The organism is Actinokineospora sp. NBRC 105648 (assembly GCF_030269645.1).
In the GTDB taxonomy this organism is placed as follows: domain Bacteria; phylum Actinomycetota; class Actinomycetes; order Mycobacteriales; family Pseudonocardiaceae; genus Actinokineospora.
Genome location: NZ_BSTR01000069.1, coordinates 18168 through 37312, shown reverse-complemented (window position 1 = coordinate 37312; position 19145 = coordinate 18168). Strand labels below are relative to the sequence as shown.

The 19145-nt window shown below is 70.7% G+C and carries 14 protein-coding genes; 2 read left to right on the top strand and 12 right to left on the bottom strand.

From position 1 onward, the window contains the following. The first annotated feature begins 397 nt into the window (after window positions 1–397). On the top strand, window positions 398–703 hold the full coding sequence (locus QSK30_RS34260) for a hypothetical protein (protein ID WP_285509445.1): 306 nt from the start codon (window positions 398–400) through the stop codon (window positions 701–703). On the opposite strand, the gene QSK30_RS34255 is transcribed toward QSK30_RS34260, so the two are convergent. The 3 genes from QSK30_RS34255 to QSK30_RS34245 form a co-directional block, all read right to left on the bottom strand. Beyond that, window positions 687–2480, bottom strand: coding sequence for an AMP-dependent synthetase/ligase (locus QSK30_RS34255; protein ID WP_285509443.1), 1794 nt, complete (start codon window positions 2478–2480; stop codon window positions 687–689). The genes QSK30_RS34260 and QSK30_RS34255 overlap by 17 nt on opposite strands. A gap of 95 nt (window positions 2481–2575) precedes the next feature. Beyond that, a complete protein-coding gene (locus QSK30_RS34250) occupies window positions 2576–5173 on the bottom strand; it encodes a CHAT domain-containing protein (protein WP_285509441.1) in 2598 nt (865 codons plus the stop codon). Window positions 5174–5245: 72 nt separating this feature from the next. Next, complete coding sequence (locus QSK30_RS34245) at window positions 5246–6949, bottom strand: S8 family peptidase (protein WP_285509439.1); 1704 nt, start codon at window positions 6947–6949, stop codon at window positions 5246–5248. 278 nt (window positions 6950–7227) lie between these two features. Here QSK30_RS34245 and QSK30_RS34240 point away from each other — a divergent pair, with 278 nt between their 5' ends. Next, window positions 7228–8181 carry a quinone oxidoreductase family protein gene (locus tag QSK30_RS34240; RefSeq protein WP_285509437.1) on the top strand — a complete coding sequence of 318 codons (954 nt, stop codon included), beginning with the start codon at window positions 7228–7230 and terminating at the stop codon, window positions 8179–8181. A 561-nt stretch (window positions 8182–8742) separates the two neighbouring features. Here the strand turns inward: QSK30_RS34240 and mnmA are convergent. The 9 genes from mnmA to QSK30_RS34195 all read right to left on the bottom strand — a co-directional run bounded on the left by mnmA (window position 8743) and on the right by QSK30_RS34195 (window position 19106). Beyond that, entirely contained in the window at window positions 8743–9831 is a 1089-nt protein-coding gene (gene mnmA, locus QSK30_RS34235) for a tRNA 2-thiouridine(34) synthase MnmA (protein WP_285509435.1), read from the bottom strand. A 1-nt stretch (window position 9832) separates the two neighbouring features. Then, window positions 9833–11053 (bottom strand): cysteine desulfurase family protein, encoded by a 1221-nt coding sequence (locus QSK30_RS34230; RefSeq protein WP_285509433.1) that lies wholly within the window; start codon window positions 11051–11053, stop codon window positions 9833–9835. Window positions 11054–11102: 49 nt separating this feature from the next. Beyond that, complete coding sequence (locus tag QSK30_RS34225) at window positions 11103–12494, bottom strand: MFS transporter (RefSeq protein ID WP_352231670.1); 1392 nt, start codon at window positions 12492–12494, stop codon at window positions 11103–11105. Between the two features lie 837 nt (window positions 12495–13331). Then, entirely contained in the window at window positions 13332–14231 is a 900-nt protein-coding gene (locus tag QSK30_RS34220; protein WP_285509431.1) for a lysophospholipid acyltransferase family protein, read from the bottom strand. 5 nt (window positions 14232–14236) lie between these two features. Further along, entirely contained in the window at window positions 14237–15001 is a 765-nt protein-coding gene (locus QSK30_RS34215) for a GNAT family N-acetyltransferase (protein WP_285509429.1), read from the bottom strand. Window positions 15002–15160: 159 nt separating this feature from the next. Next, a complete protein-coding gene (locus QSK30_RS34210; protein ID WP_285509427.1) occupies window positions 15161–16129 on the bottom strand; it encodes an electron transfer flavoprotein subunit alpha/FixB family protein in 969 nt (322 codons plus the stop codon). 23 nt (window positions 16130–16152) lie between these two features. Beyond that, window positions 16153–16938 (bottom strand): electron transfer flavoprotein subunit beta/FixA family protein, encoded by a 786-nt coding sequence (locus QSK30_RS34205; protein WP_285509425.1) that lies wholly within the window; start codon window positions 16936–16938, stop codon window positions 16153–16155. 334 nt (window positions 16939–17272) lie between these two features. After that, a complete protein-coding gene (locus QSK30_RS34200) occupies window positions 17273–17884 on the bottom strand; it encodes a DUF397 domain-containing protein (RefSeq protein WP_285509423.1) in 612 nt (203 codons plus the stop codon). A 349-nt stretch (window positions 17885–18233) separates the two neighbouring features. Beyond that, window positions 18234–19106, bottom strand: a complete 873-nt coding sequence (locus tag QSK30_RS34195) for a Sco1979 family transcriptional regulator (protein ID WP_285509422.1) — start codon at window positions 19104–19106, stop codon at window positions 18234–18236. Window positions 19107–19145 lie beyond the last annotated feature (39 nt).

Below are 19145 nucleotides of genomic sequence, written 5' to 3'. Positions count from 1 at the left end.
GGGCCCCTAGAGCACCGCGGTGGGGAAAAAGCGTGGGGTGAAGGGCATCCCCACCACACGGCAAGTTTAGCGGTGCTCTCCCCCCACACGAAGGCAGTCCACCCAATCGAGCACAAACGTAACGGGTGTTGCGTACCAGCGAGCTCAGCATTTAGAGATTTCAAGATTAGAGCATTGGGGAATGCGGCGCTGTCGTTGTGGCGGGGATCAGATGGGGGCGCGAGGATGGGAGGCGGAGGTGGGCGTGGTGGGCGGTGGGGACTGGGGTGAAGATCTAGACCCGCACTGGGACCGGCAGCGGCATCAAGGCTGGCAGCGGCATCGGCGGCTGGCGGTTTGGGCTGGGTGGGTCATCCCCTTCTCCGCCGTCCTTACCTCCCTGGCCATCACCACTCTCATGACCAAGCCAGTCCCCTACCCCCTCACCGCCACCCTCCTGGCACCGCCGCTCTTCGCCGTCCTGGCCAACCTGCTCGACCGCACCCAGTGGACCCAGCTAGCCCGTCTCCGAGCCATCCAACTGGCCGCCGTCGGCGCCTGGCTGCTCACCATCACCGCCTGCGTCGCCGCGCTGGTGACGGTTCCCCTTGCCCTGCAATGGATCCTCTACGCCCTGGGCGCCACGACATTCGCGTTCGCGGTGATCGTCGCGGTCTACGGTGCGGTTCACTTTCCCGATCGGCGGTTCAGGCGCCCAGGTTGACGGTCTCGGCCGCCGGTGCCTCGGCGTAGAGGTCGTCGATGTCGTGTGCGTACTTGTCCGCGATCGGTTTGCGCCTGAGCTTGAGGGTCGGGGTCAGTTCATCGCCGCCGGGTTCCCAGAACGCCGGGACGATGCGGAATCGCTTCACCTGTTCCACCCGGGACAGCTTGGTGTTACCCGCTCGGACTGCGTCGGCAATCAAGGTGCGTACCTGGTCGCTCGCGGCGACCGCGCCCGGTGAGGACTCCGGCAGGCCGTGCTTGACCGCCAGGCCCGCCGCGGCGTCCTGGTCGAGCACCACCAGCGCCGAGATGTACGGTCGGGCGTCGCCGATGGCCACCACCTGGCCGATGAGGGAGCTGGCGGCCTTGATGGCGTTCTCGATGTTGGTCGGCGACATGTTCTTGCCCGACGAGCTGATGATCAGCTCCTTCTTCCGGTCCACAATAGACACAAAACCGTCTTCGTCGATCCGGCCGATGTCGCCGGTGTGCACCCAGCCGTCGGTGTCGATGGTCTCGGCCGTGCGCTTGGGATCGTCTCGGTAGCCGCGCATCACCGAGGGGCCTCGGATCAGCAGTTCGCCGTCGTCGTCGAGGCGGACCTCGGTGCCGTGCACCGCCGTGCCGACGGTGCCGATCTTGTTCCGGCCGACCAGCCCCGAGGTGCCCAGCCCGGCTGTCTCGGACATGCCCCAGATCTCGTAGACCGGGATCCCGATGGCCCAGAAGAACTCCAGCGTCTCCACCGGGATCGCGGCCGCGCCGGAGGCGGGCACCTTGGCCTCGGCCAGGCCGAGTCTCGCACGCAGCTTGGACAGCACCAGCTTGTCGGCGAGCGCGTGCTGCGCCGCCAACGTCGGCGGTACCGACTTGCCCGCCTCCACCAACCGGACCCGGCGGGTACCGACGTCGATGGCCCAGGCGGCGATCTTCCGCTTGGCGGCGCTGGGTTCGGCGGCCAGCGCGGTGTCGATGGCGAGCTTGAACTTCTGCCACACCCGGGGCACCGCGAAGAACAGGTGCGGCCGGACCTCGGGCAGCGCGGTCGCCAACTGCTTCGCGTCGGCCACGGAGGTGACGACCGTGCCGAACAGGATCGAGGCGTAGTGCGAGACGACGCGGTCGGCGATGTGGGCCGAGGGCAGGAAGGACAGCACGCGGTCGCCCGGCAGCAGCTCGAAGGCCGCCTTCACCGCGCCGGACACCGCCATCACGTTGGCGTGGGTCAGTTCGACGCCCTTGGGCGGGCCGGTGGTGCCCGAGGTGTAGATGATCGTCGCGATGTCATCGGGCCGGACCGCGCGCCAAGCGGCGTCGAGGTCGAAGTCCGGGTCGCCGCCCGCCTCCAGTTCGGCCAGCGTGGTCGCGCCCTCCGCGGGGCCGTCCACGCTCACCAGCCGCGCGTCGGGCACCGCCGCGCGCAGGGTCGGGACGAACAGCCGCTCCGTCACGATGACCTTGTTGCCCGCGTTCGAGAACACGTAGGCCAACTGCTCCGGCGCGCTGGTGTTGTAGACCGAGAACGGCAACGCCCCCAGGTGCAGCGCGGCCGAGTCGACCAGGTGGAACTCCGGGCGGTTGGTGAGCATCAGCCCGACGGTGTCGCCGCGCTCGACGCCCACCGCCGCCAGTCCGGCCGCGATCGCGCGGACCCGCCTCGCGTACTCCGCCCAGGTGATCGACACAATCCCGCCCGGCGTCCGGAGCGCGACCAGGTCCGGGTGCTGCCGCGCGGTGGCCTGGAAGGCCGCGACCAGGGTGTCGTGCTCGCTCATGGGCGCGCCTCCGCCGGGTGTGGTCCACAACACAAGAAGTGGTGATGTTAGGGACCGCGACCACCCGTTGTCTACGGGGCGTTTCGCCCGATTCGCTAACCGGCGCCCAGGCAGATGAACGGCCGCCGGTACGGGTCCTCGGCGATCGACTCGGCCAGCGCCCTGGCCGGGCCGACCCCCTTGGCCAACCGCTGGTGGTAGCTGACCATGGCGGTGGCGGCCGACTCGTCGCCCACCCGGCTGGTGGCCGCGACGACCGTCCGCACGCCACTGGCCAGCAGCGCCCCCGCGTACCCGAGGGCCTCGTCACCCGGCCGCACGTAGTTGAGCGCGAGCTCGCACGCGGCCAGCACGACCTGCCGGGGTGGCTGGCGCAGCCGGGCCACCTCGTAGGCGAACAGCGGCCCGTCGGCCAGCTCCAGCCGGGAGAACAGCGCGTTCGTCGGCTCGTGCTCGCCGTGCGCGGCGATGTGCGCGAGCTCGGCGCCGTCGAGCGCGGACAGCACGTCGGCGACCGTCGCGCCCGCACCGTCCAAGGTGACCGCGTTGGGGTAGATGTCCTGCAGCGGTCCCTCCTCGGCGACAAGACCGGTGAGCATCGGGCCGCGGGCGAGCACAGTGCGCCCGCGCGGGGCGGTGCCGGTGGCCGCGCTGAGCCACGCGGTCGCTGACGGCGCGACCACGACCGGCCTGCCGCACAGCGACGGCAGGCTCCCCCACGGGACCGCGTAGAGGCTCCCGGTGGGCACGATGACCAGCTCTCGGTCGTCGATCAACGGCAGCAGCGGCGCGATGAGCTGGCGGTCCAGTCCCCCGGCACTGCGCGCGGCGGAAGCCTTGACCACCTCGACGACCGGGGCGGGCAGCGTGTCCGGGGCCAGCACGTCGAGGTCGGCGTGCAGCCGCAGCGCCCACTCGGTCGCCGCGGTGGCCGAGCCGAGGCGCACCATCCGCGCGCCGTTGCCCGCGATCACCACGGCCACGACCTCGTCGCCGGAGGTCGCGAAGGACACCAGCACCCGGCCGTCGAGCGCGGGCGCCACCGCCTCCAGCGTCGCCACCGGCCGGGGCCTGCCCCACGGACTGGCGTACCAGCCCTCGCGGACGACCTCGCGCTCCAGCGCGGCGGTCTGCTTCTCCAGCTTGTCGGCCGAGCGCCCCTCGAGCCGGATCAGCTGCACGGTGCGCCGCGCCAGCCGCAGCTCGGTCGCCTTCTCCGCCAGCCGCGGGTCGGCGATGTCGGGCATGGGCTCGTAGCGGTAGACCTGCGCCCGGGTGCGCTCGAGCCAGCCGAAGAGCCGCCGGGCGTCCGGGCGTGGTCGCTCTAGCACCAGGCGCACCGCCAGGTCGCCCAGCTCACGGCCGTGCACCGCGGTGCCGCACACGAGGTCCAGGCCGCCCATCCGGTCGCGGGCGCGGCCCAGTTCGGAGAGCCCGGTCTTGGCCTCGCTCAGCGCGGTCCGGGTGTCCTCGCGCGCGACCGCCAGCTCCGCGCGGCACAGCCTGCGCAGCATCCGGTGGTCGACCGGGGTGGTGACCCTCGGCTTGGGCACCTCCGCCAGCCGCGCGGCCGCCGCGTCGAGGTCGCCGCGGTGGATCTCCAGCCGGACGGCGAGCATCAGGGCCAGCGCCGCCTCGTCCTCCAGCAGCAGCCCGCGCAGCTGCTCGGCCAGCCGCACGGCGGTGGCGGGCAGCGCGCGCGACGGGCGGGAACCGTTGCGGCCAGGGTGGTTCGGGCCGCCGTCGAGTGCGGCGAGGGTGTCGGCGCGCAGCGCGGCCAGGGCCGCGACCGAGGCCCAGCGCACGTTGCCGCGCCGGGTGAACATCCGTTCCGAGCGCCGGGCCCGCCGCCGGGCCTGGACGGTGTCGCCGTGCAGCAGGGCGGCCGCGGCCCGGGCGATCTCGGCCTCCGCGGCATCTTGGCCGACGCGCTGGCGGCGCAGCCGGGGCAGCGCGTCGTCGAGGTGGCGGGCGGCCTCGTCGACCAACCCGCCCGCGAGCAGCGCCCGCGCCTGGTCGAGCTGGACGACGGCCAGCATCCCCGGCGCGCGCTCCTGGCACTCCCGCGAGGTCTGGGCGAAGTAGCGCAGCGCGGTGGGCACGTCGCCGATCATGTGCGCGACGTAGCCGCGGTTGTGCCGGGCCTTGATCGCGATGTCGTGCAGCTCGTAGCGCTCGCACAGCTCGATGCAGGTGTCCAGCTCCTCGATCGCCGCGGCGGTCTGCGCGCGCTCGATCTGGGCGAGGCTGCGGTTGAGGTACAGGCTCGCCAGCACGTACGGGTCGCCGACGCCGTCGGCCAGCCCGGCCCGCAGCAGCTCGGCCGCCTCGCCGAGCAGGCGCAGCGCGAGCTCGATGTCGCCCGCCCGGATGTGCAGGAAACCCCGCTGCTCCAAGGAAAGCCCGGCCAGCTCGGTCCGCCGGGGACCCAGCGGCAGCTTCTCCAGCAGCTCGTCGGCCTCGGAGAGGCGCTTGATGCCGATGGTGACCGAGCGGCCCTCGGTCTCGGCGTAGGCCAGCGTCACCAGCACCCGCACGCGCAGTTCGACCACGTCGGGCAGCTCCTGCACGGGCGCGGTGTCCAACACGGCCAGGGCCTCGCCGAGCAGTGCCCGCGCACGGGCGAAGGTGTAGGCGTACACGGCTTTTCGACCGCGTCGGTAGAGCGCGCCGGCACGCCGGACAGCGGGCATGGCCTAAACCCTACGTGCCGCGTCCACCCGTGGTGGACGCGGCACGTGGGGTGGGCGGCGTCCCGCCCGGACTCAGCTGCGCCAACCGAGCGCGGCCAGGTCGGTGTCGCACAGGTCCCGGGCGGTGCCCGCCCGGGTGCACCGGTCGGCCACCGTGCCGGCGTCGGCCAGCTCCAGCAGCCGGGTGGCCAGCATGCCCGCCACCACCGGGGTGGCGAAGGAAGTCCCGGCCCACACGGCGAACCCGCTGGTGAGGTCGTCCGGGTCGAGGGTGGCCCGGCGCAGCGGACCCGGGCCCGCCGACTCGATGTCCGGCCCTTCCGGACCCTGCCACAGCGGGACGGTGCTCACGACCGCGTTGCCCGGCGCCCACCGGGTGACCCAGTCGCCCTCGTTGCTGAACGCCGCGACCGTGCGGCCCGAGGCGTTGAGCGCGCCGACCGCGATCAGCAGCGGGTTGCCGCTGTTGGAGCCGTCGGCGTTGAGCGCCATCGCGGCCGGGACGAACGGTCGGGTGGTGGCGTCGTTGCCCGCCGCGGCGACCACGACGACACCGAGGTCGGTCAGCTTGCGGACCGCCTCGGCCAGCGCCAGCCCGGTCTCGTGGTCGGTGTGCTCGGGGTAGAAGCCCAGCGAGATGGACACGATGTCGACCAGGTCCGCGGGCCTGCCCTCGTCCAGCGCCCGCTGCACGCGCTCGCGCAGCCACTCCAGCGCCAGCAGCACCGAGCCGTCGGTGGTGATGCCGTCGGTGTGCAGCACGCGCAGCGAGAGCACCCGCGCGTCCGGGCAGTTCTGGAACACCAGGCCGGTCACGAAGGTGCCGTGCCCGGAGTGCGAGTCGGTGAGGCCGAGCAGCGGCTGCAGCACGTCGCGCTCGTCGGTGGGCGAGGCCAGCGACGGCAGCGCACCGCCGCTCTGGTCGGTGAGCGTGGTCTCCAGGTCGGTCAGCAGGCCCTGGAACTCCGCCGAGGTCTCCACCACCGGGTCCGGGTCGGGCGCGGTGGTCAGCCACGGGTGCTCGCCGATGCCGGTGTCGAGGACCGCCACCACCGGGCGGCGGCCGAGCGCGAGGTCGCCGGGTGCCCGGCGGTGCGGCTTGGGCATGAACAGCCGCACGGCGTTGCGCGAACCGTTGCCCAGGGCGATACCCCCACCGCCCACGCCGTTGCCGAACGGGACACCGTTTCCGAAGGGGACGCCGTTGCCGAAGGGCACGCCGTTCCCGAACGGGACACCGTTGCCGAACGGCGCCCCCGTGCCGTAGGTGTGGCCGTCCATCCCGACCGACGCGGCCAGCGCCAGGTGTTCCAGGCCGATCCCGCTGACCGCCTCGGCCCCGAGGCGGCGGCGCAGGTTGGCCAGCACGGTCCACGGGTCGGGGGCGTGCTCGGTGAGCGCGTCGTCGCGCAGGTGCAGCAGGACCGGGATGGCGAAGTCCTCGTCGAAGGTCTCCAGCGCGCGCTTCCAGCGGCCGGTGGTCGGCAGCTGCACGACCAGCTCCACGCCCAGCGGCACGAGGGCCTCGTTGAACCGCCCGATGGCCGCGCCGTCGCGGGCGACCCGCAGCGGGACGAGGAGGGTGTTGGACCGGTAGGCGGTGGCGTCGGGGCGCCTGCCGCGCTCGCCGGGCACCGCGGTGGACGGGTTCAGGACCTTGGCCCGGTGCCGGACGAGGATGTCGACCGGCAGGCCGATCACCTGCGGGAAACGAGCCAGGTCGTCGGCCCTGGTCTCGTTGGCTGGTTGCTCCCCGCCCGTGCTCAAATCCGCCATTGATTTCCCCACCCCGAAGTCGTTGGTCACGGTCGGTGTCGTAACCCCACCGACCCGCTCATCCGTAGTAGAGCAGTCGGTGGCGCACGAGATACATCGATTGGCATAGCCCCTGCGTAACGGGCATGCGGAACCCAACTGATGGGTGACGCCAATCTGACCGAGCGTGATCAACAAGCATAATCGTCACCCGAATGGCCCAGTACAAAGTACGGTGTCAGGTGGCCGTTAAAGTTGCCCCGAGTGCCGTCCAGGCCCGTCGACGATGGGGAGAACCCGTGCGCGCCATCCAGATCACCGAGTTCGGCGGACCCGAGGTACTGGTCCTGGCCGAGCTGCCGGACCCGGTCGCCGGACCGGGCGAGGTGCTGGTCGAGGTCTCGCGGGCCGGGGTCAACTACGCCGACACGCACAACGCGGAGAACTCCTACCTCGCGCCCGCGACCCTGCCGCTGATCCCGGGCAACGAGGTCGTCGGCCACACACCGGACGGCAGGCGCGTGGTCGCCATCGCCGACGCAGGCGGTTACGCCGAGCGGGTAGCCGTCCCCGAGGCGATGGCGGTCGAGGTCCCCGACGGAGTAGATGACGTCACGGCGCTCGGCTTGGTAGTACAAGGCACCACCGCATGGCTGCTGCTGCGCCACACGACCCGACTGGAGCCGGGCGAGTCCGTCGTGGTGCACGCGGCGGCAGGCGGGGTCGGCACGCTGGCCGTACAGCTGGCCAAGGCCATGGGCGCGGGTCGGGTGATCGCGTCAGCCAGCACACCGCGCAAGCGTGAACTCGCCCTCGAACTGGGCGCGGACGTGGCGATCGACCCGGCAGCCGACGACCTCACCGCAGCGATCCGAGCGGCGAACGGGGGGAAGCGAGTCGACGTGGTGCTGGAGATGACCGGCGGCCGAGTAACGGACCAGAGCATCGCCGCACTGGCCCCACTGGGCAGACTCGGCTTCTTCGGCATGGCCAGCCGGACCCCGCCGAAGCCGGTGAACCTGGCCGCACTGCTGTCACACTCCACCACCGTCAGCGGCCTGTGGCTGCCACACGCGTTCACCCGTCTGGGGCTGTTCGAGCGGGCGATGGGCGAACTGTTCGCCGCTGTGGTCGATGGTTCGCTCAAGGTGGTGCCGGGCGGGGACTACGCACTGTCTGATACAGCCGCCGCACACACAGACATCCGATCACGCGGAACAGTGGGAAAGCTGGTACTCGACCCATCACGCTAGAGCCCTATTCCCTAATCTTCAATCTATAAATCTCTAAATGCCGAGCCCGCTGGTACGCAACACCCGCTACGCCAGTGCTCGATTGGGTGGACTGCCTTCGTGTGGGGGGAGAGCACCGCTAAACTTGCCGTGTGTGGGGATGCCCTTCACCCCACGCTTTTTCCTCACCGCGGTGCTCTAGGGGCCCCACGCGAAGGCAGTCCAGCCAATCGAGCCTCCGCTTTACTTGGGCAGCTCGTGGGGTGTGCCGCACGCCGACCTACGGTCGACCTTGTTGGCGGCGCATCGCATGGGCTGCCCGATTTACAAGCAGGGCTCGATCTAGTGAACTCGCTTCGTGTGGGGCCCCTAGAGCACCGCGGTGGAGAGAAAAGGGCAGGGAAGGGCATCCCCACCCACGGCAAGTTTGGCGGCACTCTCCCCCCACACGAAGCGAGTCCACTAGATCGAGCAACCGTAACGGGACTTGCGTACCAGCGGGGTCGGCCTCACCGCTGCGGTTCGCTGGAGGACGGGGACTTGGCTCCGGCGGGGTAGGGATCTTGTTGCCTTGGGCAGGTGTCAGCGGGTGGCGGAGATCATCGCGCTGCCGAGTACTACATCGCCTTCCGGGTCGGGGCGGTAGAGCACTACCGCCTGCCCTGGTGCCACGCCGCGCAGGTCGCTGTTTGGGCGGACCAGTAGTTCGCCGTCTACAAAGGAGGCGATGACGTCTGCCGTGCCGCCGTGTGCGCGTACTTGGGCGACGCACTCGACCGTCCCCTGAAGTTCCCTACCGGACGGCCACACCGGACGGCCTGCCACGATTTCGCGCACGGACAACCGTTCCAGCGGTCCCACCCGCACGGTCCCCTGTACCGGCTCCAATGAGAGCACGTAGCGCGGGCGGCCGTCGGGGGCTGGCGCGTCGATGCCCAGGCCGTGTCGTTGGCCGACGGTGAACCCGTGCACGCCCGCGTGCACGCCGAGGACCGCGCCGGTCGCGTCGTCGACGAGGGCGCCGGGGCGGGTGCCGAGCTTGTCGGTGAGGAAGGCTCGGGTGTCGCCGTCGGGGATGAAGCAGATGTCGTAGCTATCGGGCTTCTCGGCCACGGCGAGGCCGCGTTCTCCGGCCTCGGTGCGCACGTCGGCCTTGAGGGAGTCGCCGAGTGGGAACATGGCGTGTGCCAGCTGCTCTGGGGTGAGCGAGGCGAGCACGTAGGACTGGTCCTTGGCCAGGTCGACCGCACGGCGCAGCTGCGGGTGGCCGTCGACCGTCTCCAGTCGGGCGTAGTGGCCGGTGCTCACCGCGTCGAAGCCGAGGGCTATGGCCTTGTCCAGCAATGCCTCGAACTTGATGCGCTCGTTGCACTTGAGGCAGGGGTTGGGGGTGCGGCCCGCGGCGTACTCGGCGACGAAGTCCTCGACGACGTCCTCGGTGAACCGCTCGGCGAAGTCCCAGACGTAGAACGGGATGCCGAGGATGTCGGCCACCCGCCGGGCGTCGTGGGCGTCCTCTACCGTGCAGCACCCGCGCGAGCCGGTGCGCAGCGTGCCCGGCTTGGCCGAGAGGGCCAGGTGGACGCCGACGACGTCGTGGCCCGCGGCCACCGCCCGGGCGGCCGCCACCGCCGAGTCGACGCCGCCGCTCATCGCGGCCAGTACCCGCATGTCAGACCTCCGCCGCCGAGACACCGCGGCGCAGGCCGGCCAGTCCGGCGTTGCGGGCCCGGTCGACTACCGGGCCGATCGCGTCGGCCAGCGCGCGCACGTCCGCCGCGGTGGAGGTGTGCCCGAGGGAGAAGCGCAGCGATCCGCGCGCGGCCGCTGCGGGCACGCCCATGGCGATCAGCACGTGGGAGGGTTGGGCGACGCCCGCAGTGCAGGCGGAGCCGGTGGAGCACTCGATGCCGCGGGCGTCGAGCAGCATCAGCAGGCTGTCGCCCTCGCAACCGGGGAAGCTGAAGTGCGCGTTGCCCGGCAGCCGGGACGGCGCACCGTCTACTTCGGACTCGCCGGGGTCGCCGTTGAGGACCGCGCCGGGTACCGCGGCGCGGACGGCGCGGACCAGGTCGTCGCGCAGCCCGGCCAGTCGTTCGGCCCGCTCGACGCGCTGCTCGGTGGCGACCCGCACCGCCGCGGCCATGGCCACGATCGCGGGGACGTCGAGGGTGCCGGAGCGCACGTCGCGCTCTTGGCCGCCGCCGTGCGAGACCGGGGTGCAGGCGACGTCGCGCCGCAGCAGCAGCGCGCCGACGCCGTAGGGGCCGCCGAGTTTGTGCCCGGACACCGTCAGCGCGCCCGCGCCGGACTGGCCGAAGTGCACCGGCAGCACGCCGACGGCCTGCACGGCGTCGGTGTGGAACGGGATGCCGTGGGTGGCGCAGGTGCCCGCGAGCTCGCGCACCGGGTTGACCGTGCCGACCTCGTTGTTCGCCCACATCACGCTGACCAGCGCGACGTCGGCGGGGTTGTCGGCGATCGCGGCCCGCAGGGTGTCCTCGTGCACCCGGCCGAAGTCGTCGACCTCGAGCAGGGTGACCTCGGCGCCGTCGTGCTCGGCCAGCCACAGCGCCGCGTCGAGCACGGCGTGGTGCTCGGTGGCCGAGACCAGGATCCGCCTGCGCGCCGGATCTTGGGCACGGCGCGCCCAGTAGATGCCCTTGACCGCGAGGTTGTCGCTCTCGGTCCCACCGGAGGTGAACAGCACCTCGGACGGACGGGCACCGAGCGCCTCGGCGATCGACTCGCGGGCCTCCTCGACCGCGCGCCGGGCGCGCCGTCCGGAGGAATGCAGCGAAGAGGCGTTGCCGTAGGCGGACAACGCCCTGGTGAGGGCCACGACCGCCTCCGGGAGGATCGGCGTGGTGGCCGCGTGGTCTAGATAGCTCATCGCTCGTCCAGGGTAGACCGATCCGGTCTCGGACCGGCAACAGGCCAGGTCAGACGCGCTCGTCGGTCGAGCGCCGGAACACCAGGGCCCCGACCAGCGCCACCGCCGCCATCAGCAGGTTGAACGGCACCAGCGCCAAGGTCGGCGCGGCGGGCGAGGCCAGCGAGGTCAGCAGGACACCACCGAGCCCGACCAGCGTGGCCGAGAACACGGTGTCCGACACCTGCAACGCAGAGGAGGTGAACCCCCGCTCCGCCTCGGGCGAGACCCGCAACGCCAACACCGTCAGCGAGGCGATCGACATGCCCATCCCGGCACCGCTGATGACCCACAGCAGCGCGGCCAGCCACGGCGGTCCCCAGGGCACCGCCACGAACACCATGGCACCGAGCCCCACCGCGAGGATCACGAACCCGCGCCGGATGAACGTGGTGCGCGGGACATCCGGGTTCCGCCCCTGCCACGCCGAAGCGAGACACCAACCAAGCGCACCCACGGTGAGCGGGAGGCCGGAGAGCGCCGGTGAGAACCCGTGGACGTTGGTGAGGGTCAACGGGATGTAGGCCTCAACACCGAAGAACGCGCCCGCGAACAGACCACGCGCCAACACCACCCTCGGCAGCCCCGACCGCGCCCGCAATGTGCCTGCCGGGAGCAGCACGCGCAGAGCGGGGACGAGCAGCACCAACCCACCAACCCCGAGCCCCGCCGTCGCGATGGACGGGTGTTGAGCTGCCCAACCAAGCGACGGGATCCCGACTCCAGCGGCAAGAGCAGCCAACACGACGCTCTTGCGAAGCGGCTTGCCAGGCCCGGACTCGGAAAGACCACGCAAGGCCGGGACCAGCAGGACCACACCGAGCACCGCCAACGGCACCAACCCCAGGAACACCCACCGCCACCCGAACCGCTCGGTTACCAGACCAGCCAACGTCGGCCCAACGATCGAGGGCACCACCCACGCCGCCGCAAACAGCCCGAAGACCGCAGGCCGAACCCGCTCCGGATAGACCTTGGCAACCAGGACGTAGATCGCGACGACCTCCCCGCCGAGACCAAGCCCCTGCACGAACCGACCGGCCAAGAGCAGGGGCATCGCATCAGCGGTACCAGCCACCACCAGCCCCGTCAGGAAGAGCGTCGGCGCCACGAAGAACACCGGCCGAACCCCGAAGCGATCACAGACCTGACCACCAACGACGGTCGACATGACGTGAGCGGACAGGAAGGCGATGAACGGCCAAGAGTAGAGCGCCTCACCACGCAGATCGGCCAACATGCTCGGCATGGCGGTGGAGACCCCGAGCTGCTCGAAGGCGGCGATGGTGATCAGCAACAGGATGCCGAGCGTCGTCAGGCGGTTCACCGGACCCCACAGGTACCGCCCAGGAGCCTCAGAAGCCGATGGCGCTTCTGGCGCCTCGATGTCGGGTGTGGTCACCGACCTATCTTGCGGGCTCTAGCGGGGTAGAGGTCCAGGGGTTTTCCCAGAGATCTCGACGACCACCCACCCACCCAGCACGACAGGGCTCTCCACACATCCCCGTCCCCACCCACCACCACACCGACCCAAGCCCAGCCCAGCACCCCTCCTTGCCCCCTTGCCCCCTCGGCTCCTGTCCCCTTGCCCTTGCCCTTGCCCTTGCCCTTGCCCTTGCCCTTGAATCCCTAATTCCCAAGCCCTACGGAACGCAACACCCGTTACGGATGTGCTCGATCTGGCGGACTCCCTTTGTGTGGGGGAGGAGTGCCGCTAACCTTGACCTGGTGGTGGGGATGCCCTTCACCCGCCCTTTTTTCACCACCGCGGTGCTCTAGGGGCCCCGCGCAAAGGGAGTTCGCCAGATCGAGCCCGCGTCTTAATCGGGCAACCTGTATGAGCTACGCCCAGTCGATGAGGCGAGCAACGCCGTGTGTACCCGAGTAAGAGCGGGCTCGATTCAGTGAACTCACTTCGCGCGGGGCCCCTAGAGCACCGCGGTGGTGAAAAAAGGGCGGGTGAAGGGCATTCCCCACCACACGGCAAGTTTAGCGGCACTCCTCCCCCACACGAAGTGAGTCCACTGAATCGAGCACTTGCGTAGCGGGTGTCGCTTTGCGTGGGGCTTAAGATTTAAAGATTGTGTCGACTTGCGCTGGCTTGGGCTTAAGATTTAGGAATTGTGTCGGCTCGCGCTGGCTTCGGGCTCAAGTTCTAGGGATTGTGTCAGCTTGCGCTGGCTTCTGGCTGGAGATCTAGAGATCGTGCGTGTTGGGTCCGCCTAAGTCCCCACTCAGCTCAGGCCGCGGTCTCCGGCGCGTGTGCGTGCTTCGGCTTGGGGACCACCAGCGTGAGCTTCCTGCGCCGCTGGGTCGGCAGCGTGACTCGGCCGAGGGCTGAGTTGATCGCGGTCTCGGTGAGCGCCGCCAGTTCTCGTCGGTTGTTCGCGCGGCCGGGTGCGATTTCCGGCAGGACCTTCATCTCCAAGGTCAGTCCGCGCAGGCGGGCCACTCGTCGGACGGCGTCCACGATTGTCTCGTCGCCGACGAAGGCCGGTGCCGGGGTTTCCCTTCCGTCGGACATCCGGAAGCGGATCGCGATCGGTTGGACCGGGACGCCGCCGTCAATGGCCGCCTGGAACAACGCATGCCGGAATCGGCCCATTCCGCCTTGGCCGCACCAGGTGGTGCCTTCCGGGCACACGTACACCAGCGAGCCCGAGCGCAGTGCGTCCGTCAGGTCGGTGACTGTCTTCGGCAGTGTGCGCAGGCTCTCGCGGTTGACGAAAAGCGTGCCCGCGCCCGACACGACCTTTCCGAGGACCGGCCAGGAGCGGATGTCCTCCTTCGCGAGCGCGCGCATCGGGCGGACGGCGTTGACCGCTGCGATGTCGAGCCAGGAAATGTGGTTGGTGGCCACCAGTGCTCCGCGTGAGCGGCCCTCGCGCAGGCCCTCGGCGCCGGTGACCACCAGTCGCACGCCGAAGGCGCGCAGCAGGGTTCGGAAGATCCCCTTGGCGAGCAGCTCCCGGCCGGCGCGGCCGATGATCGGCATCATCGGGACCGCCAGCGCGCTGGCCAGCAGCACGCCGAGGGCGCCGGTGAGCCGGGCGGCCGCGCGCAGCGGTCCGACCGTGGGCTCGTCGCCTGCCAGGCAGGACGGGCCGCACGGTGAGGTGGGCATCCAGTCGTGCGCCATGGTTCCTACTCCCCCAGGAAGAACTTCAGGTAGCGCTGGTCGACGTTCGCGAGGTCGAGCAGGACCAGGAAGTCGGCGACGCCGAAGTCCGCGTCCAGGGCGGGTGGGCCGCACACCTTGGCGCCCAGCCGCAGGTAGCCCTTGAGCAGCGGCGGCACCACGACGCGCGCGGGCGGCTCGACGGCGTCGGCGTCCCACGGGGTCAGCGGGCGGACCCGCAGCTCCTCGCCGGTGTAGTGCCTGTCGCGCACCGTCTTCCACACCCCCGCCGCCAAGGAGCCGCCGTCGGCCAGCGGGACCGAGGCGCACCCCGCCAGGTAGCTGTGGCCGGAGAGCAGCATGTACCGGGCGATGCCCGCCCACACCAGGCTCACCACGGAGCCGTTGCGGTGGTCGGCGTGCACGCACGAGCGGCCGGTCTCGACCAGGGCGCCGCGGATGGCCGCGAGCGCCGAGAGGTCGAACTCGGTGTCAGAGTAGAGCGAACCCGCGGCCGCGGCGCGGTCCGGGGGCAGCATCCGGTAGGTGCCGACGATCTCGCCGGTGGCGTCCTCGCGGACGACCAAGTGGTCGCAGAACGGGTCGAAGTGGTCGACGTCGAGGCCGGGGGTGCTCGACGTGAGCGTCGCCCCCATCTCCTCGGCGAAGACCTGGTACCGCAGTCTCTGGGCCGCCTCGACCTCGGCTCCGTCGTGTGCCACGAGGAGCGAGTACGCCGGGGCTTCCGTTCCGGGCTTCGCCGTGCTGACCAGCAACTGGGCCTGCGTCATACCTCAGACTAAAGCGATCACGGCGAAGCCTGTGTGCCCATTGCCGTGACGTGCCGGTGGCAACTGAGTGAATTACCGGATATGAAGATCACGAATGGCTACCACAACACCGAGGGCGGTACCCGATCGGGTACCGCCCTCAGCTCTGACGTGCGGTTTCTAGCCCTTGCGCTTGCCGACCTCGTCGGTCAGCTGGGGGGCGACGGTGAACAGGTCGCCGACCACGCCGAAGTCGGCGATCTCGAAGATCGGCGCCTCGGCGTCCTTGTTGACCGCGATGATGGTCTTCGAGGTCTGCATGCCCGCGCGGTGCTGAATGGCGCCGGAGATGCCGAGCGCGACATAGAGCTGCGGGGAGACCGTCTTACCGGTCTGGCCCACCTGGAACTGCGCCGGGTAGTAGCCGGAGTCGACCGCCGCGCGGGAGGCGCCGACGGCCGCGCCGAGGGCGTCGGCCAGCTTCTCCACGACGTCGAACTTCTCGGACGAACCGACACCGCGGCCGCCGGAGACCACGATCGAGGCCTCGGTCAGCTCGGGGCGGTCGCCACCGACGATCGGCTCCCGGCCGGTGACCTTGGTGGCCCGGGCCGCGTCCACCGCGGGGACCTCGACGGTCTCCTCGGCGGCCGCGCCCTGCGCCTGCACCGCGTCGACGCCGCCGGGGCGGACCGTCACGATCGGGGTGCCGCGGGTGGCCTTGGACTTGACCGTGAAGGCACCGCCGAAGATGCTCTGCGCCGCCACCACCTCACCGCCCGCGGACTCGACGCCGACGGCCTCGATGAGCACACCGGAGTCGGTGCGCACGGCCAGCCGACCGGCGATCTCCTTGCCCTCCGCGGTAGCGGCGATCAGCACCGCGGCGGGCGAGGCGGACCCCACCAGCGCGGCGAGCACGTCGACCTTGGGGGTGACCAGGTAGCCCGCCACGTCATCGGACTCGGCCACGTAGACCTTCGCCGCGCCGTAGCCGGCCAGCGACTCCTTGACCTTCGCGGCGGTGCCGGGCGCGGCGACCACGACGGCCGACGGCTCGCCGAGCTCGCGGGCCGCGGTCAGCAGCTCGAAGGTGACCTTCTTGACCTCGCCGTCGACCTCGTCGACGAGGACCAGTACCTCGGACACTGTTCTTCCTCCTTCGCTGCTTCTCAGATGAGCTTCTGGCCGACCAGGTACTCGGCGATCTTGCTGCCGCCGTCCCCGGAGTCCTCGACGCGCTGACCGGCCGCGCGCGGCGGCTTCGGGGTCGACTCGAGCACCGCGGTGCTGGCGCTGGCCAGGCCCACCTGCGCCGGGTCGATGCCGAGGTCGGCGACCGAGAGGGTGTCGACCGGCTTCTTCTTCGCCGCCATGATCCCCTTGAACGAGGGGTAGCGCGGCTCGTTGATCTTCTCACCGACGCTGACCACCGCGGGCAGGGTGGCCTGCAGGTGGGTCAGCCCGGTGTCGGTCTCGCGCGTGACGGTGATCGTGTCGCCCTCGATGGTGACCTTGCGGGCGTGGGTCAGCTGCGGGAAGCCCAGGACCTCGGCGAGCATGGCCGGGACCGCGCCGCCGCGGCCGTCGGTGGCCTCGTTGCCCGCGATCACCAGGTCGACGCCCTCGACGGTGCCGATGGCGGCCGCGAGCACCTTGGTGGTCTGCAGCACGCACGAGCCGTGCAGGGCCGGGTCGGAGACGTGGATCGCCTTGTCGGCGCCCATCGACAGGGCCTTGCGGATGGCCTCGGTGGCCCGCTCCGGGCCGACGCTGAGCACGGTGACCTCGCCGCCATGCGCCTCCTTGATCACCAGCGCCTCCTCGACGGCGCGCTCGTTGATCTCGTCGAGCACCGCGTCGGCGGACTCGCGGTCCAGCGTGTGGTCGGCGTCGGAGAGCCTGCGCTCCGAGTAGGTGTCAGGCACCTGCTTGACCAGGACAACGATGTTTGGCATGGGTCTTGTTCGACCTCCTGGGACGAGCAGCTGGGACGAGCGCCGGGGCGACCTGCTCCTCGTCTGCACAGCGCGGGTTTCCTGCGGTTCGGCTGACCATGCCATGTCCGGACACTGGTCGGCACGGTGGGCTTTGCCACCGCTATGTTACCCGCGAGTAGCGCGCTCGCAATCAGAGACCCACCCCCTGGCCGGTGACGGTGCTCACCAGGCCCACCCGGACCCACCCGCGAAACGCCCGAAGGCCACCTTCACGGGGAAGGTGGCCTTCGGGAGGTGATGACCAGGGCGCGCTGGTCGGATCACAGCCGGTCGGTGGCAGGCGACGCCGGACTCACGCCGTCGCGGGCAGCCACTTCGCGCGACCCGGTGACGTGGGCAGCCAGCAGCCGTTCAGCGCGGCGTCCGCGCCGAGCCGGCCGAGGACACCGGGGGTGCGGTCGTCCGGCAGGTCGATCATCTGACGCAGCACCTCGTGCACGGCCCCGATGCGCTGCCACAGCACCACACTCGGGTTGAGCACGTCGTCGGTGTCCAGGGGGACGCGGGAGGCGATGACGTTGTCCTCGGCGTGCAGCCGGACGACGTCGATCACGTTGTGGTGGGCGCGCACCCCGACCACAGCGGCGATCTCACCGCTGGCGTCGCGCGGGTGCAGGAACTCGAACCCCCGGCTGACCAACTGGCGCAGGTACGCCTCGGCGGCGTGCGCCGCGTCCGGGCTGGTCACGATGCCCTCGTTCACCGCGCGGGTGAAGGAGGCGATGACCGGGCCGTTGAACACGAGGGCCTGGCCGTGGGTGTTCTTGGAGTCGCGGATCGCGGTGCGGACATCGTCGACGGGAGCAACCTCGACACAGTTGCCCACAGCGCCGCTGCGGCTGCCCTTGCGCCACCGCGCCCCGGGCACCATGTCCGCCGCCATCCCGTTGCGAATCTCGCTCACTGGACCTCGCCTTCCCGCCGCCGTCGTCACGCAGTGCAGATGCACGTGCATTGATAGTGACGACGGTAACACGAACCGGTGGCCCAGCAAATGCACGTGCATACGAACGGGCCAAGCGCACGAGCATGTTGAAGATGCAACAGATCCCCAGGTACAGCCCACATTCGGCGTCCGGGCGACCATCCCCGCTGGTCGGAACCGGTACCCGGCGCCATCGAGCAAACCGGGCGCCCGGTCTCATAGTCGCCCGATCGGACGCGGCCGATCGGCCCAGCGACCCACCGACCGCGACCGCCGTGCGGCGGAAGCGACTCCGGCCGCCGCGCCCGCCCGAGCAGGCGCGGCGGGGTCAGATCTCGGTGCGGCGCTTGCTCAGCAGCTGGCGGGAGCGGCTGGGCGTCTCGGCGTCGACGGTCAACCGGTCCACGACGCGGCTGTACAGCTCGATCTCCTCGACCCGGTCGAGGTAGAGGGCGCCGCCGAGGTGCTCGATGTAGACGAGGTCGGGCAGCTCGGCCTCGACGAAGCGCAGCATGGTGAACGAGCCCTCGGCCGCGTACCCGCTCAGCGGGTAGGGCATGACCTGCAGGGTGATGTTCGGCAGCCGGGTCATCTCCAGCAGGTGGTCGATCTGCTCGCGCAGCACGCGGTGGCCGCCGATGGGGCGGTGCAGCACGGACTCGTCGATGACGGCCCACAGCTTCGGCGCGTCCGGGCGCTGCAGCACCTTCTGCCGGGACATCCGCAGCGCGACCCGGCGGTCGGTCTCGTCCTTGGCCAGCTCCGGTCTGCCGTGCCCGGCGACCATCCGGGCGTACTCCTCGGTCTGCAGCAGGCCGGGGACGAACTGCAGCTCGTAGGTCTGGATCCGGGCCGCGGACTCCTCCAGGCCGACGAAGTCGTGGAACCACGGCGGCATCAGGTCGCTGTAGCGGTGCCACCAGCCCGGTTCGTTGGACTGCTTGACCATCGCCAGGAACTGGGTGCGCTCGGTCGGGTCGCCCACGCCGTAGAGGGTGAGCAGGTCGGCGACGTCGCGCTCCTTGAAGCCGACCCGGCCCAGCTCCATCCGGCTGATCTTCGACTCGGAGCCGCGGATGTGGTAGCCGGCGTCGGCGCGGGTGATCTCCGCGCCCTCGCGCAGTCTGCGCAGCTGCGACCCGAGGACGATCCTGCGCGCGGTTGGCCCGGCGCCCGTTCCCTCACCCTGGCTATCGGCCACGACCGTCCCTCCCAGTGCCCGGCCGAGAACCCAGCGTGG

Coding starts and splice junctions, on each gene's coding strand:
- QSK30_RS34260 (WP_285509445.1), top strand. CDS start 398: ATGACCAAGCCAGTCCCCTACCCCCTCACCGCCACCCTCCTGGCACCG.
- QSK30_RS34255 (WP_285509443.1), bottom strand. CDS start 2,480: ATGAGCGAGCACGACACCCTGGTCGCGGCCTTCCAGGCCACCGCGCGG.
- QSK30_RS34250 (WP_285509441.1), bottom strand. CDS start 5,173: ATGCCCGCTGTCCGGCGTGCCGGCGCGCTCTACCGACGCGGTCGAAAA.
- QSK30_RS34245 (WP_285509439.1), bottom strand. CDS start 6,949: ATGGCGGATTTGAGCACGGGCGGGGAGCAACCAGCCAACGAGACCAGG.
- mnmA (WP_285509435.1), bottom strand. CDS start 9,831: ATGCGGGTACTGGCCGCGATGAGCGGCGGCGTCGACTCGGCGGTGGCG.
- QSK30_RS34230 (WP_285509433.1), bottom strand. CDS start 11,053: ATGAGCTATCTAGACCACGCGGCCACCACGCCGATCCTCCCGGAGGCG.
- QSK30_RS34220 (WP_285509431.1), bottom strand. CDS start 14,231: ATGGCGCACGACTGGATGCCCACCTCACCGTGCGGCCCGTCCTGCCTG.
- QSK30_RS34215 (WP_285509429.1), bottom strand. CDS start 15,001: ATGACGCAGGCCCAGTTGCTGGTCAGCACGGCGAAGCCCGGAACGGAA.
- QSK30_RS34205 (WP_285509425.1), bottom strand. CDS start 16,938: ATGCCAAACATCGTTGTCCTGGTCAAGCAGGTGCCTGACACCTACTCG.